We start from the raw sequence: 15707 nt of genomic DNA, 5'->3' as shown, positions 1-15707 counted from the left end.
CTTATTCTGGAATTGATGTATTGGTCAAAAATAACATCATTGTAAATTCCAAAGAACATCCTGCTTTACCGGGTTCGGGTTATGGAATTCAAAACTGGGAGCCTTCGACCCACAGTGTTGTTGCTGAGTATAACGATGTTTACAACAATGTTGGAGAATATAGTGGAGGAAGTATCACATATTCAAACAACATGAATATTGATCCTTTATTTGTGGATGGGGCAAACCATGATTATCATTTACAGGAGGGTTCAGGCAGCTGGTATGAACCTGGATGGGTAATTAGTGATAGCTTAAGCCAGCTCATGGACTCCGTATTCCCATTGTTAAGTCACAGTAATAATCAGGGGCTAAATTCTAAAAGGGTGAGCATCGGAGTATTTGGTAATACAGCCCAAGCATCCAAGGGCATTATTGACAAGTTCATCTCTCTTGCAAATAGTAATTTTATTATGAATATATTTGGAAAAGAAGATGTTCCTGAGAAAATCGGTGTTTCAGATAAAGCTGCTGTTTCTGATACTTTCTGTGATGGCATGAATATCACTTACGGAACGGTTTCTATTGATGGGGATCTAAGCGATTGGCAAAGCACGGCAGGTGTTACAGTCTCTGGCAAAGGCTCAGAAGATGATACTTCAGCAACAATAAAGGCAATGTACGATGATACATATCTTTACCTTGTCTACGATGTTTCTGATTCTGATTTCCAGGCAAAAAGAGTGCTTAGTCAGGGTGGTTTACATTTAGATGACAGCGTTGAGCTATATATCGATACCCTGAATAATGGTGGAACCTCAATGCAGACAGATGATTACCACTTCATAATAAACTTAAATGATGGGGTAATAGATGATGTAGGTACTGGCAACGGAAAAGATTATGATTATGTCATTAATATGATAAAAAAGGTGAATTTACAGGGCACGGTTAATAATGCCAGTGATGTAGATACAGGCTATATCATCGAGGTTGCGGTACCCTGGAGCGATATCGGCGGGAGATCTACAAATGACATTGTTGGTATGCTTATTGCTGTAAATGATATGGATATTGAAGATAGTTTAAATAAGTTCAATTATTGCAATATCCCACTGGATTCCTATGCCAAACCAGATAACTGGTTTGAAGCAACAATTGTCGTCCCGGTAAAGTGAAATTGCTCAGGCGGTTATTGCTGTTAAATCAAAAAGAAAATTGTAAATTGAGGCGCATATTTTGCGCCATCTTTTTTTATGGTTTGGTTCTCTCAATATCCTTATATATTCATGCGCATTTTACCTATGACCATGCCTTATCCAATTGCACATGTTACGTTCTTTGACTATAAAATTGCATACTAATAACCCTATATATTTTCGTTCAGTTTCTTTTTTTAGATCTGCACAGGTTACATTCTCTATTCATATATTATCTATTAAACAAAGAATTCATTTAAATATTAATAGTGTTGAATGTTTATTATAATAATATGGTAATTGATGAGTGATACAATGAATGAAGAAAAAAGAAAACTCACATATGTGTTATTGGCAGTTTTTGTATTGATTTTAGTTAGTGTATCCTGGGTATATGCAAGTTTTTCATTACTTGGACCTAAAGATCTCGGGGTTGAATATACTACAGAGGATTATTTGAGCGCTCTGGAAAAAACCGGTATGCAAATAGAATTTGAAGGTATGAATGGTGTAGAACTGGAAGAATACATGGAAAATGTGGGAAAAGAATCAATCGATGATTATAATTTTGAATTCTCAGAATATGAGAGAAGACAGTTTGCTTTAAATGCAGCAGAGTCAACAGCTTTGTTGAATGAAATTGCACCTGCATTTTGGTGGTTTGATGACCTTCAGGTAAAAGTTTCACCAGATGGAACCATGGAAGGATCAAGCACAGCTGACATAAAAAGACTCAAAGAAGATCTGTATTCAGATGTTGCAGGTGATGTGCCTATTCCACTGCCAGATACTCTAAATATTTACAGTAAGGGAAAGATCAGCATTACGAACAATCAATTGAACGGAGAACCGGAAGAATTTAAGCTAGGGGCCGTTTCACTTCCTGGTAAATATATGGAAGAAGAAAGTGTAGATATAATGGAAGATTATTTCCCTCGGATCTATACAGTTGTTCCAGGACTTGAAATAACCAGCCTGACCTCTAATTCAGATGGTGAGTTTGTTTTTGATGGAATTATTCCGCAAAAAGTATCTGTGACTAAAAAACAGGTTTGAGGTTTTGCAATTGAAATACCTAATGATCAACGGGAAGAAGGAGCAAATACCTTCCTTCCCGCATCATAAAGCTTACATCTACAGGAGCAAGCAATTTTTTTCAGCTAAAGGAATAGCAACTCATCTGACAATGGGTGATTTCATCACTTTGAAAGAACTGTATAATGGATTTAAGAATAAATGCTCTCTCCCCAGGGTCCTTCTTGTCGATCCTACCAGTAACTGTAATTTGAGGTGTAAAGGATGCTGGTCCCAGGATTATGAAAGCGGTCACAACATTTCATATGAAAAGTTTGACGATATTTTAAACCAGGCTGAAGAATTAGGAATTATGGATTGCCTGATGACCGGTGGCGAACCTTTACTCAGGAAAGAAGATATTCTTAAATTATGCAAAAAGCATAATAAAATGACATTCGGTGCATTTACCAATGCCACTTTGATCGATGAAGAATTCGCCGATGCGATGGCTGAATTGGGAAATTTGAATGTTTTCATTAGTATTGAAGGGACAGCTGAAGAAACTGATTTTAGAAGAGGGGCGGGCGTTTACGATAAAGCTATTCGAGCCATGGATATTTTAAGATCCAGGGATATTGGTTTTGCTTTTTCAGCCTGCTATCATTCAAGAAATTACAGAACCATAGCCAGCGATGACTTCCTTGATAAAATGCGTGAACAGGGTGCCTGGTTTGGATGGATGTTCCAGTATATCCCGGTGGGAAGCGATGCCGATACTTCCATGGTATGTACTGCCGAGCAGAGGGCATACGTTCTGGAAAAGATCAGGGATTACTGTGTAAAACACGACTATGTTATCGTTGATTTCTGGAACAACGGACATCTGTCTTTCGGTTGCATTGGTGCAGGTGTTGGTTTTGCTCATATCAATGCGAAAGGTGACGTTGAACCATGTGCATTCTGCCACTATTCAGATTCAAATATATATGATGTGTCGCTTGCCGAAGCCCTCAGGTCTAAATTCTTCACTGCTTTTAGGGATGCCCAGCCTTTTTCAGATAATCCCCTGAGACCCTGTCCTTTAATCGATAATCCACAGGCAATTATTGATGTAGTAAATGCCGGAGGGGCAAAATCAACCCATTTAGCAAATCCTGAATCACCTGAAGATCTTGCCAGGAAAAGCTTTGACCGGGCCAAAGAATGGGAAGCATTGGCAGGAGAGCTATTTCAGAAAATGCCAGAACATAACAGGAAGAACTTTCCTCTGTTTTTAAAGTATCTTTCTTTCAAGAAAGGAATAACCGATGGCAGAAGAAAAAAGATTTAGTGCTGAAGTTCACCATAAAAACGATTATGTCGATTGGATTGTATTTGTTCATGGTTTTGGAGGCAGTGCCAGAACCTGGAAAAAACAGACAGAGTTCTTTTCAAAACATTATAATCTGCTTGTGCTGGAAATGCACAAGGATAAAGTAAATGGAGATATTGACCTGAATAAAGTCTGTAAGCTTATTTATAATACGTTAAATTTCTATAATATCGAAAAAGCCCATTTCCTGGGTTTTTCCTTCAGTTCTCTAATTTGCCTGCGATTTGCTGTATTATTTCCTAAAAAAGTAACTTCATTAATTATGGGTGGAGGAATTGTTAAGTTCAATCTGAGAACAAAATTCCTGCTTTTTTTAGCGATTAATTTCAAACAAATGATAAATTACATGATCCTTTACAGGTTTTTTGCCTACATTATACTTCCAAGGAAAAACCACAGGAGATCACGGAGTATTTTCGTGAATGAAGCAAAAAAAATGGGTTATAATGAGTTTTGTAAGTGGGTGGATCTCATCCCACAAACAAAGAATAGTTTAACATGGCTGGATGAACTAAATGATGATATCAAAATCCTGTTTGTTTCAGGAAATGAGGATCATCTGTTTTTAAAAGACACTTTAAGGCACACTAAGAAAAGAAGTAATTCCAGGGTTGAAATAATTGATAACTGCGGTCATGTATGCTCGATCGAGCAATATGACAAGTTCAACGATATCGTTTTTGGGTATTTGAATTCAACATTTGTTTAATTTTATTTTTTAATGACAATATTTTCCCGGTTTATTACTTTGAATATCAGGAACTTATTTAAGCAAGTGAGTTTCAAATATTGATAATTAAGGTCAAGTTGGGAGTGAGTAAGATGACTATACGAACATACATAAATTTTAACGGGAACTGTCGTGAAGCTGTAGAATTCTATGCTGATGTTTTTGAGACTGAGAAACCTGAGTTCATGCTGTACAGGGATATGCCGGATGATGACGACTCTTTTTCTGTTACAGAGGACAATGCGGACTTCATATTGCATACCTCTCTTGACATAGAGGGAAGCACCGTGATGTTCTCTGACATTCCACCTGGCATGCCTTTTACTGTCGGGAACAATGTCAGTCTTGTGATAATTGGCAACGATATGGAAAAGATAAAGAAGATGTACAACAGGATCAGGAAAGATGGTGGCACCGTGGGCATGGAACTTGAGGAAACGTTCTGGGCCAAACTATATGGTTATGTGACTGATAAATTCGGGGTTGGCTGGCAGTTCAACTATGATGAAGAAGTAGAATGACCCATTGTCAGATGAAAAATGGATAATTGGTTAATAGGTTAATGCTTGATATTCAAGCTTCTTCAGGGAACATGTCCGCAAGATAACATGCAAGAACCTGCTGCACATTTGTATCCTTAGCTGGCATCTTGCCACATTCCATGTATTCCATGATAAATTTAGGGAACACATAGACCCATCCACCGCCTATGCTATCCATAATCGCACGGAGCTTACTTCCTCCGGCCATGAGAGCAAATCTGAGTTGGGACAGGCTGGTCATGCTATCAGGTACTATCATTACGATGGAACCTGAGAAGAAATTGTATATGAGGGATTCTTTTATTGCAGGGTCATACTCAAGGGTGAATTTTGCATTGGCGGATGTGTTTTTCCTGATGTAATCAAGGCATTCATTATAAAGGCTGGAGGTTCGGGTAAAAGGTGAAATGAACTGCAAGTTTTCCAGATCATCACTGTATGAAAGCGAACCTTCATTGTCAATAACTGTGGTTTGAATGTCTGATCTGGTCATACCAAAGTCTTCTGCACCTTCCAGTATCTTCGTTACGGGGATTGAGAATGTAACAGGTTCTTTGCTGATCATTGAAGAGGATTGATATTCGGTATACTGTTTGATGACCGCTTCAATGAGTGCGTGCTTTATAGGTACAGGTAATTTCATTGTGGAGGCTCCTTAACGAGGATTGATGGTTGATATTAGTAGACAGAAGTCATATACCGAAGTTCTATTATTTATATATTTGGAACAATTAAATAGATCCTGTTCTCTATTTATACCAGTATATTCCAGTTCGTATCGAAAAACATCATTTGTCAAGGGTTATTACGACATTTCCCTTTTTATGTCCAGTTTCAACATATCTTTAGGCTTCTACTATCTGCTCCAGCGAATATTTCCTATCAATGACTGTTTCTACGTTCCCTTCCTCAATAAGCTCTTTGAAAAAGAGAATATCCTTTTTGAGAGGATATCTAATTAGCTCCCAAATCCACCCATTCTAATTAGACTAAACATTTTCAATAAAATCTCCCAAATGAATTCCTTTTCTTAAACCCATGATGGACTTCTGCAAGTACAAGCAACTGATACGATACAAAACTCAGTAGAGAGTAGAGTTTTCTACTCTTTACTCTAACTCTTCTTATATCGAACCTAACCACATATTTATTTTATTTGAGTGAGTTTAAGAAGCCTTTCAGCAACCAATATCATTATTTCATTTAGTCCTTCATCACCTAGTCGGTATTTGACAAAGTGATGTAATGTCTTTAGTGAAGGAAGTCTTATGATATCATTGTCATCAAAAAATGCGAGCAGTATTGCTTCATCTTCTGTTAGTGGAGCAACTATTTTTTCATAGGATAGCTGCCTAAAACACATCACAATGAAGAGTTTTATCATTGAAGAAATGCTATATTTTTAATGCCAACGGTTGTTGGCATACACAGTACGTTCTCTAAGTACTGTGAAATATCGTCTCTGCAGAGGAAGTGCAGGAATTGGCAAATTGAGGTGCGTTCTCTGTTCAGATAGTTTTCAATTAAATCCTCAAAGCAGACTCCTCTATACATAATAGATTTTTTAACCATGAAGTGGGCCATATTTATGTTATATATAGCTACTGCCCCTACAAAAAAATGTGTTGATGTTAACAAAAAAAAGGATAAGCTTTTATGCAAAAATTCTAACTAGACGGCCCCTATATATGTGTATGTTCAGAAACACATTTGACATTTGAGCCTATCAAATTAGGTCATAATTCCCTCCATTCTAATTTGGTGATTCTTTTGTTTGAAAGTATCTGGCTAAGTCAATCTTCTTGATAATATTTTGCAAATTTGCTAGTGTCATAAACTGGTATACCACAAATCTTACAACTGAATAAAGTTCCCTGCTATTCTTCTATCTTTTTCTCACATCAAATGTTACCCTGCTTTTGCTGTGTCTATTTGATTATTCGATAGCTTGTCACGTCTTTATCTTTTCCTCCAAATTATCATCTCCCTATCCCTTTCTCAATCTCCAGCACCTTCAGCGTGATCTTCATCACCGAATCAGGATTCAGTGAAATAGAATCTATTCCCTCTCTCACCAGAAACTCAGCGAACTCCGGGTAATCACTGGGAGCCTGACCACAAAGACCACTGTGCTTATTGTTCCTTTTAGCGCCTTGTATCGCCATTGAAACTATCTTCTTTACGGCCTCATCACGTTCATCAAAAGATGATGCAAGGATTTCGGAATCTCTATCAATACCAAGAGTTAGTTGTGTCAGGTCGTTGGAGCCGATGGAGAAGCCATCGAAGTACTGGCTGAACTCGTCTATCAGCAGGACGTTGCTTGGAATCTCGGTCATCATGTAGACCTGGAGGCCGTTCTCTCCTCTGACGAGACCGTTCTTTTTCATTTCTTCGAGGACTTTTTCGGCTTCTTCTACTCGGCGGCAGAACGGAATCATAAGTATGAGATTGGTCAGGCCCATTTCATCTCTCACTTTTTTCATGGCTTTGCACTCAAGAGCGAAGCCTTCCCTGTAACGCTCGTCATAGTACCGGGATGCTCCCCTGAAACCAATCATGGGGTTGCTCTCCTTAAACTCGAAGTACTCACCGCCCAGAAGAGTCTCATACTCGTTGGACTTGAAATCGCTCATACGCACTACTACCGGCTTCGGGTGGAATGCTGCTGTAATGGTTGCCACTCCTTCTGAGAGCTTCTCCACGAAAAAGTCTGCTTTATTCTCGTACCTGCCTGTGAGTTCCTCTATCTGTTTTAGTACTTCTGCATCCTTCACCTTTTCAGGATGCACAAGCGCCATAGGATGCACTTTGATATAGCTGGTAATGATGAACTCAAGTCTTGCAAGTCCTATACCGTCATTTGGTATCATGGACATCGTAAAGGCTTCCTCGGGATTGCCCAGGTTCATCATAATCTCAGTTTTTGCCTTCTCCAGGCCCTTGAGATCAACCGTTTCAATGTGGAACGGAAGGATACCTTCATGCACTTTACCTGCATCCCCTTCTGCACAATTCACCGTGACTTCCATACCATCTCTCAGTTTTTCCGTTGCATCCCCTGTACCTACAACCGCCGGGATTCCAAGTTCACGACTCACAATAGCTGCATGGCAGGTCCTTCCACCTTTATTGGTTATGATGGCAGCAGCCCGCTTCATCACAGGCTCCCAGTCCGGTGTTGTGGTATCAGCAACAAGTATTTCCCCTGTCTTGAAATCAGGAAGTTTTGAGACATCGGTGATGACATGGACGTTGCCGGCAGCTATCTTCGAACCCACACTTCTTCCCATGACAATGACATCCGTACTCTCATCAAGGTAATAAGTCTCAAGAACATCCTTTCTTTTCTGGGACTGCACGGTTTCCGGTCTTGCCTGGACTATGAACAACTCTCCGGTTTCGCCATCCTTGGCCCACTCCACATCCATAGGCACATGTTTCTTTCTCTTTTTAGAATAATGGTCCTCGATGGTCACTGCAAATTTTGCCAGCGTCAGGGCTTCATCATCCGTAATACAATAACGCTTCCTGTCTGCCTCCGGCACGTCTACGTTACGGGTCATCACACGGGAATCGCCCCGGCCGTAGATCATCTTTATCTCTTTACTGCCCCTCGTTTTCTTAATGATAGGCTTGAAGCCTTCTTTCAGAGTAGGTTTGAACACATAGAACTCATCAGGATTGACAAGTCCCTGCACTACATTCTCTCCAAGACCGTAAGCTCCGGTTATGAATACTACATTCTCAAAACCCGATTCGGTGTCGATGGTAAATATCACACCGCTTGATGCTAGGTCCGAGCGCACCATCTTCATCACGCCTATTGAAAGGCCGACTGTAAAGTGATCGAATCCGTTGTTCACTCTGTATGATATCGCCCTGTCGGTGAAAAGTGATGCAAAACACCTGTTGCAGGCATCTTTTAATGAATGGTAACCATGAATGTTCAGGTAAGTCTCCTGCTGACCTGCAAAGGATGCATTAGGAAGGTCCTCTGCGGTTGCAGAACTGCGCACTGCCACGTCCGTATCCTCTCCATACTGCTGGCAAAGTTTGTCATATGCCGTCTTTATTTCATCCCAGAGATCATCAGGGATGCCTGCATCAAGTACGATATTCCTCGCTTTCTTGCCTCTCAGTGAAAGGTCGGTGATATCATCGATATCAAGTCCTTCAAGTGACGTTTTAAGATCATCAAGTACGCCTGCAGACTTCAGGACATGCCAGTATGCATCTGCAGTAATCGCAAAACCATTAGGTATCTTGATATCTTTATCTGTCAGTTCCCTGTACATCTCTCCAAGGGATGCATTCTTTCCTCCCACAGAAGGAATGTCATCTATACTTATTTCGTCAAACCACCGGGTATACTTACTATTTCCTGTCATAGTCCCACTCCATTTATATTTTAATTAATTTAAATTCAATTGTGTAATTCAACATTATTTTTATTCATCATTTCCAATGGCACCAACCGGACAAATACTCAATGCTTTTTCGCAAACATCTTTTTCTGCATCAGTTTTTGGCTGTTTGAAAACAAAGGCATTCGAATTAATATCAGTCATTTTAAAGTGTTTTGGAGCCTCATCTGTACAGATTTGGCATGAAATACAACTTTCATCAACATAATATGGACCTGGAACATTTTTCGGCAGTTTGCTATTTTTGTCTGCTATACTTTACTCCCCCTTAAATGAACAATAATGATAATATTTAATTTCCATAGTACATAAGACATTAGTCTTGAAAGTAAAATCAAATAATAGTGCTTTTTGGATACTACTATAAACCAGAATGACCATTGAAAACAAAATACCAATGTATAAAAGGAATACTAAAAAAGGAAAATCATCATGGGCACACAAATAGGAATATTACTCACAAAAAACCCTATAACTTACGAAGAACTCGGTGGTAAAGTGATAGCTATCGATGCTTACAATACTATTTACCAGTTCCTGAGTGCCATTCGCCAGCGTGATGGTTCATTGCTCACGGATTCTTCGGGGAATCCTGTATCTCATCTTACCGGTCTGTTCTCAAGGACCAGCAAACTCCGGGAATCTAACATCAAACCCGTCTTTATCTTTGATGGTAAGCCACCAGAGATGAAAAGAGACACACTGGAAAAGCGCAAGGAATGCAAAGAGAATGCAGCCCTCAATTATGAGATAGCTAAGGATGAAGGCAATCTTGAGGATATGAAAAAATACGCACAGGGAACTTCCAGGATAACACCTGATATCCTTGCCAGCTCAAAGAAGCTTCTTGAGATCATGGGCATCCCGTGGATACAGGCAGAGTCAGAAGCAGAGGCTCAGGCAGCTTTCATGGTCTCCAATGGGGATGCCGACCTTGTTGGTTCACAGGATTATGATGTTTTCCTTTTTGGTGCAGAGGATGTTGTCCGCAATCTTGGAAGTACCGGAAAACGGAAGGTCCCGGGACAGAACAAGTATGTGGCAAAGACACCAGAGCACATCTCTCTTTCTGGCAGTCTTGCAGAACTTGACCTGAGCAGGGACCAGCTCATTGATCTTGCTATTTGTATAGGTACAGATTTCAACGAAGGAATGCACCGGGTAGGTGCAAAAACAGCTTTGAAATTTATTCGCCAACACGGTGATATTGCTACTGTGATAAAGGAAGAAAATAAGGATATTCGAGCTTGCACTTCAGTTGAAGAGATCAGGGATTTCTTCCTGAACCCTCCTGTTACCACTGATTATAATCTCAAATGGTGCAAACCATGTTCTGATAAATTATTTGATTTCCTTGTCACTGAAAAGGGATTCTCTGAAAAGCAGGTCATGAAAAACACTCAAATACTTGATGAAAGGGCTGCTTCTGAGTGTCAGTCGTGTCTTGGTGACTGGTGAAAAAGCTTATATTAAATATTATAAAAGGCAGCTTTCCTTCTGATTGATATTTACATTTTTCGATATTTTCTTTTTTTCTGTTACCCTATTATTTACATAGTTAAAAAAATATCAGTTCATATTAAGAAATAATGTATGTGTCTCTTTGGAGGAGTAAGTCTTTTAAACTCATGAACAAAGCATCTGAGTGAATGTTGTAAATATAACCTCAATAAGTAAGTTTGGATTAAGCATGTTAACAGCGTTAACACTGTACTATAATTCGTGTTGTTTTAACTGTGTTATATATACTAAGAAACAGGCGGATAATCAGTCCAAACGGGCACAAAAATTTATACTAGCAAAACAAAATAATAATAGGGAAGTTACAATGAAGGCCGAATTAATAAGTACGGTGTTTCTGTCGGAAAAGAGAAAGAACACTCTTCTAATGTTAATGGACGGACCAGCTTCCGTTGATGAGATAAAAGATTCTCTGACAGGAACTACCAGTGCTATAATGGCCCAGGTGAAGATACTCTTTGAACAGGGACTTATTGAACAGAAGGATGATCAATGCAGGCTGACAAGCATTGGAAAGCTGATCATGAAAAAGATAAGACCTCTGATCGAGACCCTGAATGTCGTGGAGGATAACAAGGATTACTGGGACAGCAGAAACCTTGACCCTATACCTGAGTTCCTTCTTGACAGGATTGGGAACCTTGGTGAGATTCTGATACATGAACCTGACCTCAACCACCTTTTCGAGCCTCCAAAAGCGCTGCTGACCAGCCTTAAGCAAACAAGGAATGTTTGCACCTTTTACTCCTATTTTTGCCCGACATGCCCTTATAATTATTCTGAACTGGCAAAGAATGAGGTCAACTATAATCTCATCCTGACACGCCCTGTCTACGAAAGACTGAGGGATGAATATACCGAACAACACGATGCAATGATTAACTCGAAGAACTCTCATATGTATATCTGTGATGATGAATCCATGAAATTAGGTGCTCTCTCGGTAACCGATGATCTGATGCTCATAGCTTTCTTCAACAAGGATGGTTTCTTTGATCACAAGAAGGTCCTGAGCTTCGAGGAAAGTGCCCGTAACTGGGGACAGGATCTTTTCCAGTATTATAAGGAGAGATCTGAGAAGATAAAGTAGAATTTTGTTGTCTCGAAAAAGATTGTCATTTTAAGAATTAATGATTTGGTTCAAATCTTATCTATCTCATAGCAAATTGGGGATATCGGTAAGCAGAAAATGCCATTCTTTGCATGAACGACACAATTTAAGTGATAATCGGTAAAATATTCGATAATAGGTGCATAGGAAAGCACGAAAATCCTATGCTACCCACACAAAATTAAAATTATATCAATCCATAAACGATTTTGATAGCCATTATCCACAAAACCACACCAAACATCTGTTTGATTGTTTCTGATTTCATTTTGCTGTGCATTAGATGAGAACCTACCTGTCCTCCTGCGAATGCAGCTACAGCTGTATAGATCATGAGAGTCATGTCTAAATGTCCTGTGGTCAGATGACCAAAGAACCCTGAGAAAGAGGAGAACAATACAATAAAAGCTGATGTGGCAGAAGCACGTTTTGTCTCATACCCAAGTGCTATTAAAATGGGGACAATGAATACGCCACCGCCAAGTCCGAGAAGTCCTGCAAAAAAACCTATCAAAAATCCAAGAACGATACCAATGATGGATCTGTTTTTTTTATTCGTGACACTAGTAGATACATCCTTTTCTCCTTTTTTTCCAAAAAATAACATGCGTGATCCGGCAAAAATCAACACAATGCTGAGTATCCATAGTAGTATCTCAGTTGAAATGAACTTAGTAAAGTAAGCACCGAGTGGAGCCCCTATGATGGAAGTCAATACAAAAGGAGCGGCCACTTGTAAGTCTATCATTTTTTTTCTGTAATACGTGATTGCTGCTGAGCTGGCAGTTATACCATTGAGAAGCAATGCTGTAGGTATTGCTATGAGCATATCAATACCAAGCCAGTAAAATAAAGGCACATATACCAAGGAACCACCTAGGCCAAGCATTGAAAATATAACAGCTAAAAAAAAGATAATAACAGCAATTATGATAATATCCATATAATCAATTCCAGACTTTGTAGCAGTATATTATGTAAATTATGTAAAAATGGTTGGTGCAATTGCACCTAAAGCTTATACACTTTTTCCAAATACGGATGGCAGACTATCTTGTCATCGAGCATACATGCATATTTTTTGATTACCATTTCTTCGCATTTGGAAAATTGTACTCAAATATGAATTCGGCAAACAATTCGATCATAACACCAACTGCTCCAGTTTATCTACTACTTATTTGTCAGCACAGGGTTTGCAAAGCATTTTGCCATTAACATCCTGCAATTTATGAGCAAATGTACGTTCACCGCATTCCTCACACAATGCTGTATCAAAAACCCCTTTTTTCTTTTCAAAAGGATAATCGAAAACTGGGCTGATAACGAGGAAGTTTTCTTCCGGTATGCTTAGTATTTTGTTAACCAATGGCTCAGCGATCTCAGAATTAATGTCCTGTGGCGGTACACCCATTTTCCTCTGTTCAACAAAAGGAGATTTTAGCATATTTCCAAAGAATTCAGGCTTTATATATGCTCTGACTGCCTTTTGATTAATGGTATCGATGAGTGTAAAAGCCATTTTACCATAGTAGGTCTTCTCAATATTGCTTTTTCCATAAGTACAGCCAGTAATAGCCATAAGGCCATCAACAAAACACCCAGCTGCATGATCATTTCCGGTCTCTGCAATCAGATGGAGTTCCTTATCTTTCGATCTGTCAACCCCTAGTGCATTCATAGCAGCAGCTCCGATTCTCATTCCAAGTGGCATAGCAGGGCACCTATGGCCGTGAAAAATAAATCCTGTTTCAAGATAGTCATTTACGTCAATCATTTTAGCATCCTCTTTTTGCTCTTAATATGCCAAGATTTTCCATGGCTTTCCAAGCTAGTCTCAATTCAAGTAGCATTCCTGGACAACGGTATCCGTGGGATTTGAATCCAAGTTCAAGCATTTTCTATTTTCCACATTTAATATCTCCAGAAACTCATTTGCACGGTATTGGATTCTACCTACAAAACCGATATTATACAATTTATTTGTCTATATTTAAAGATAACGGTTTCAAAAAGATTTGAAATACAGTGATGTTCAATATATGCTGTCGTAAAACATAAAACTCAATTATTTGCCAATTATTGTGGAGGAATTCAAGGCTATGTAATTAATGACGAAATATTGCATTTAACGAATGTACGAATTTTCATCAATGAACACCTGAGCAAATTCTACATTTAATTCCTGTTCATCAATATTGTTAGCTTCCTTGCCGATATAAACGATAGAATTAGTCTGAATATGCCTCTTTTCCAATACTCCTATCTCTCCATCAAACTTAGCTTCAGGATGATTAGCATAGTTCATTATTGTCCTACTCAATGGCTTGAAATACTGAGAACCTTGCTTTATCGCCCCCTTTCTGTCAATATCCAAGCCCTTGATAATATCAAAGGTCCTTTTTTTTTCTCTATCAAAGTCTTCCTGCATGGTATCGTTCTGGAGTATGGTGTTTGTTATAATCATTATTTGAACGTGGAATATACTATTGATAATAATCCTAATGTTGATTAATTACCTGAAGTTATTATATATAACTCCAGCTTGCTATTTCTCTTTAGTCAGTAATTGCGGACCTTGGTCTGTTTTACCGACCATCAGTAATTAATAATTAAACCGGAGGCAGTAACCGGAAATGTGTTATTTTCGTTGTCTGCCGACCAAACAAGAACATGGGTGATCAAATCATGCCAGCAAAAGATTATGCACCAATAGATCAAAATTGGCTCGAAGATGCAGGAAATTTGTGGACAACACCTTGGGTTGACAAGCCTTCTGAAAGAGTTATCGTAGACCCGATCATCTTGTCCCATGCTGCAAGCTTGTTTAGGAAAAATGCAGGATATTTTTATCAGAATCCCGATGAAGCGATACGAATGGTATGCCATGCATGTGAACTCTATGATGTCACTCCTGTTGGCCATTATTTGTATGCTGACTACTGGGGACAGGACTATGGAGCTGAAATAAAGATCCAGACCAACTCACCACCAGGTATCACAAAGCGTCCTATCAAGACAGCCGAAGATGTAGACAACTTCGAGGTCCTTGATGTTGATGAACTGACCAAAGGTCCAACTCTCACAACACACTACAAGGCACTAGATACATGCAAAGAAGAATTTCCTCATATGTTCGCTCCTATCACACAGTTAGGAGGAACAATGGAAGTAGCAACCAACTGGGCTGCTATCGAGGACGTCTTCATGTGGATGATAACAGAGCCGGAACTCGTTGACAAGCTCTGTGTAAAGGCCGGTGACCACATGGTGAATGCCTGTAAAGCAACATCAGAGAGGTACGGTGCCAACGTAATGATCACAGGATCAGTAATTGCCAGTGGTGACCTCATGGACACAGAACAGATCAAAAGGTTCAGTTTCCAGCCCGTTTCCCGTGCAGTGAGGAAAGTCTTGAATTCCGGAGCAGGACCCGGTGTCTACTACCACCTTTGTGGAAATCACACTGATGACTTCCAGATGTGGAAGAACGCTCCAATGAGTCCTTTCACCATTGTGCAGATCGGATATGACGGACAGAACATCTTCCCTACCTCCAAACTGGTAGAACATTTCGGTGACAGATGCACCTGTTTCGGTACAGTTGATACTAAACTTGTAGACCGTGGAACCCCTGCACAGGTATACGAACAGGCCAAAGAACAGGTACTTGCCGGAAAGGACAGTCCAAGAGGATTCATCCTGGGTACTGCATGTGAATGTCCGACCAACGCACCACCTGTAAATGTCCATGCACTGGTAAAGGCTGCAAAAGACCACGGAAAGTATGAGAAGTTCTAAGGATGGGG

15 protein-coding genes are annotated in these 15707 nt (G+C 39.5%); 8 read left to right on the top strand and 7 right to left on the bottom strand.

Features of this window, described 5'->3' with window-relative positions:
• The 5 genes from QZZ23_RS12780 to QZZ23_RS12760 all read left to right on the top strand — a co-directional run.
• Window positions 1-1157: sugar-binding protein (locus tag QZZ23_RS12780; RefSeq protein ID WP_292470796.1), on the top strand; the 1157-nt coding region annotated here is incomplete at its 5' end.
• Between the two features lie 336 nt (window positions 1158-1493).
• Complete coding sequence (locus QZZ23_RS12775) at window positions 1494-2234, top strand: hypothetical protein (protein ID WP_292470794.1); 741 nt, start codon at window positions 1494-1496, stop codon at window positions 2232-2234.
• A gap of 10 nt (window positions 2235-2244) precedes the next feature.
• The gene (locus tag QZZ23_RS12770; protein WP_292470793.1) at window positions 2245-3525 is read left to right on the top strand and encodes a radical SAM protein; all 1281 of its coding nucleotides are present in this window, start codon (window positions 2245-2247) and stop codon (window positions 3523-3525) included.
• Complete coding sequence (locus QZZ23_RS12765) at window positions 3503-4276, top strand: alpha/beta hydrolase (RefSeq protein ID WP_292470791.1); 774 nt, start codon at window positions 3503-3505, stop codon at window positions 4274-4276. The genes QZZ23_RS12770 and QZZ23_RS12765 overlap by 23 nt, the downstream gene beginning before the upstream one ends.
• Before the next feature lie 113 nt (window positions 4277-4389).
• Complete coding sequence (locus tag QZZ23_RS12760) at window positions 4390-4818, top strand: VOC family protein (RefSeq protein ID WP_292470789.1); 429 nt, start codon at window positions 4390-4392, stop codon at window positions 4816-4818.
• A gap of 52 nt (window positions 4819-4870) precedes the next feature.
• On the opposite strand, the gene QZZ23_RS12755 is transcribed toward QZZ23_RS12760, so the two are convergent.
• From QZZ23_RS12755 to QZZ23_RS12740, 4 genes are all read right to left on the bottom strand, one after another.
• On the bottom strand, window positions 4871-5482 hold the full coding sequence (locus tag QZZ23_RS12755; protein WP_292470787.1) for a hypothetical protein: 612 nt from the start codon (window positions 5480-5482) through the stop codon (window positions 4871-4873).
• A gap of 504 nt (window positions 5483-5986) precedes the next feature.
• Window positions 5987-6223 carry a hypothetical protein gene (locus QZZ23_RS12750; protein WP_292470784.1) on the bottom strand — a complete coding sequence of 79 codons (237 nt, stop codon included), beginning with the start codon at window positions 6221-6223 and terminating at the stop codon, window positions 5987-5989.
• Window positions 6224-6818: 595 nt separating this feature from the next.
• Window positions 6819-9230, bottom strand: coding sequence for a phosphoenolpyruvate synthase (ppsA, locus tag QZZ23_RS12745; protein WP_292470781.1), 2412 nt, complete (start codon window positions 9228-9230; stop codon window positions 6819-6821).
• A gap of 60 nt (window positions 9231-9290) precedes the next feature.
• Window positions 9291-9500 carry a ferredoxin gene (locus QZZ23_RS12740; protein WP_366931356.1) on the bottom strand — a complete coding sequence of 70 codons (210 nt, stop codon included), beginning with the start codon at window positions 9498-9500 and terminating at the stop codon, window positions 9291-9293.
• Between the two features lie 198 nt (window positions 9501-9698).
• On the opposite strand from QZZ23_RS12740, the gene fen reads away from it, so the two are divergent.
• Both fen and QZZ23_RS12730 read left to right on the top strand, forming a co-directional pair.
• Window positions 9699-10724, top strand: a complete 1026-nt coding sequence (fen, locus tag QZZ23_RS12735; protein ID WP_292470780.1) for a flap endonuclease-1 — start codon at window positions 9699-9701, stop codon at window positions 10722-10724.
• A 370-nt stretch (window positions 10725-11094) separates the two neighbouring features.
• Window positions 11095-11877 carry a winged helix-turn-helix domain-containing protein gene (locus tag QZZ23_RS12730; protein WP_292470778.1) on the top strand — a complete coding sequence of 261 codons (783 nt, stop codon included), beginning with the start codon at window positions 11095-11097 and terminating at the stop codon, window positions 11875-11877.
• Window positions 11878-12085: 208 nt separating this feature from the next.
• Here the strand turns inward: QZZ23_RS12730 and QZZ23_RS12725 are convergent, their stop codons facing one another.
• The 3 genes from QZZ23_RS12725 to QZZ23_RS12715 form a co-directional block, all read right to left on the bottom strand.
• Window positions 12086-12841 carry a sulfite exporter TauE/SafE family protein gene (locus QZZ23_RS12725; RefSeq protein ID WP_292470776.1) on the bottom strand — a complete coding sequence of 252 codons (756 nt, stop codon included), beginning with the start codon at window positions 12839-12841 and terminating at the stop codon, window positions 12086-12088.
• 234 nt (window positions 12842-13075) lie between these two features.
• A complete protein-coding gene (locus QZZ23_RS12720; RefSeq protein WP_292470775.1) occupies window positions 13076-13675 on the bottom strand; it encodes an FmdE family protein in 600 nt (199 codons plus the stop codon).
• A gap of 351 nt (window positions 13676-14026) precedes the next feature.
• The gene (locus tag QZZ23_RS12715; protein ID WP_292470773.1) at window positions 14027-14365 is read right to left on the bottom strand and encodes a hypothetical protein; all 339 of its coding nucleotides are present in this window, start codon (window positions 14363-14365) and stop codon (window positions 14027-14029) included.
• 221 nt (window positions 14366-14586) lie between these two features.
• Between QZZ23_RS12715 and QZZ23_RS12710 the strand changes: the two genes are divergently transcribed.
• Window positions 14587-15699 (top strand): uroporphyrinogen decarboxylase family protein, encoded by a 1113-nt coding sequence (locus tag QZZ23_RS12710; RefSeq protein WP_292470771.1) that lies wholly within the window; start codon window positions 14587-14589, stop codon window positions 15697-15699.
• Window positions 15700-15707 lie beyond the last annotated feature (8 nt).

Source organism: Methanolobus sp. (assembly GCF_016278385.1).
Classification (GTDB): Archaea; Halobacteriota; Methanosarcinia; order Methanosarcinales; family Methanosarcinaceae; genus Methanolobus.
This window is presented reverse-complemented; position numbering and strand designations above follow the sequence as displayed.

What these genes read in the sequence shown, in the direction of transcription:
- fen (WP_292470780.1), top strand. Translation starts at nt 9,699, where the DNA reads ATGGGCACACAAATAGGAATATTACTCACAAAAAACCCTATAACTTAC.
- QZZ23_RS12750 (WP_292470784.1), bottom strand. Translation starts at nt 6,223, where the DNA reads ATGATAAAACTCTTCATTGTGATGTGTTTTAGGCAGCTATCCTATGAA.
- QZZ23_RS12775 (WP_292470794.1), top strand. Translation starts at nt 1,494, where the DNA reads ATGAATGAAGAAAAAAGAAAACTCACATATGTGTTATTGGCAGTTTTT.
- QZZ23_RS12715 (WP_292470773.1), bottom strand. Translation starts at nt 14,365, where the DNA reads ATGATTATAACAAACACCATACTCCAGAACGATACCATGCAGGAAGAC.
- QZZ23_RS12725 (WP_292470776.1), bottom strand. Translation starts at nt 12,841, where the DNA reads ATGGATATTATCATAATTGCTGTTATTATCTTTTTTTTAGCTGTTATA.
- QZZ23_RS12710 (WP_292470771.1), top strand. Translation starts at nt 14,587, where the DNA reads ATGCCAGCAAAAGATTATGCACCAATAGATCAAAATTGGCTCGAAGAT.
- QZZ23_RS12720 (WP_292470775.1), bottom strand. Translation starts at nt 13,675, where the DNA reads ATGATTGACGTAAATGACTATCTTGAAACAGGATTTATTTTTCACGGC.
- QZZ23_RS12765 (WP_292470791.1), top strand. Translation starts at nt 3,503, where the DNA reads ATGGCAGAAGAAAAAAGATTTAGTGCTGAAGTTCACCATAAAAACGAT.
- QZZ23_RS12760 (WP_292470789.1), top strand. Translation starts at nt 4,390, where the DNA reads ATGACTATACGAACATACATAAATTTTAACGGGAACTGTCGTGAAGCT.
- ppsA (WP_292470781.1), bottom strand. Translation starts at nt 9,230, where the DNA reads ATGACAGGAAATAGTAAGTATACCCGGTGGTTTGACGAAATAAGTATA.
- QZZ23_RS12730 (WP_292470778.1), top strand. Translation starts at nt 11,095, where the DNA reads ATGAAGGCCGAATTAATAAGTACGGTGTTTCTGTCGGAAAAGAGAAAG.
- QZZ23_RS12755 (WP_292470787.1), bottom strand. Translation starts at nt 5,482, where the DNA reads ATGAAATTACCTGTACCTATAAAGCACGCACTCATTGAAGCGGTCATC.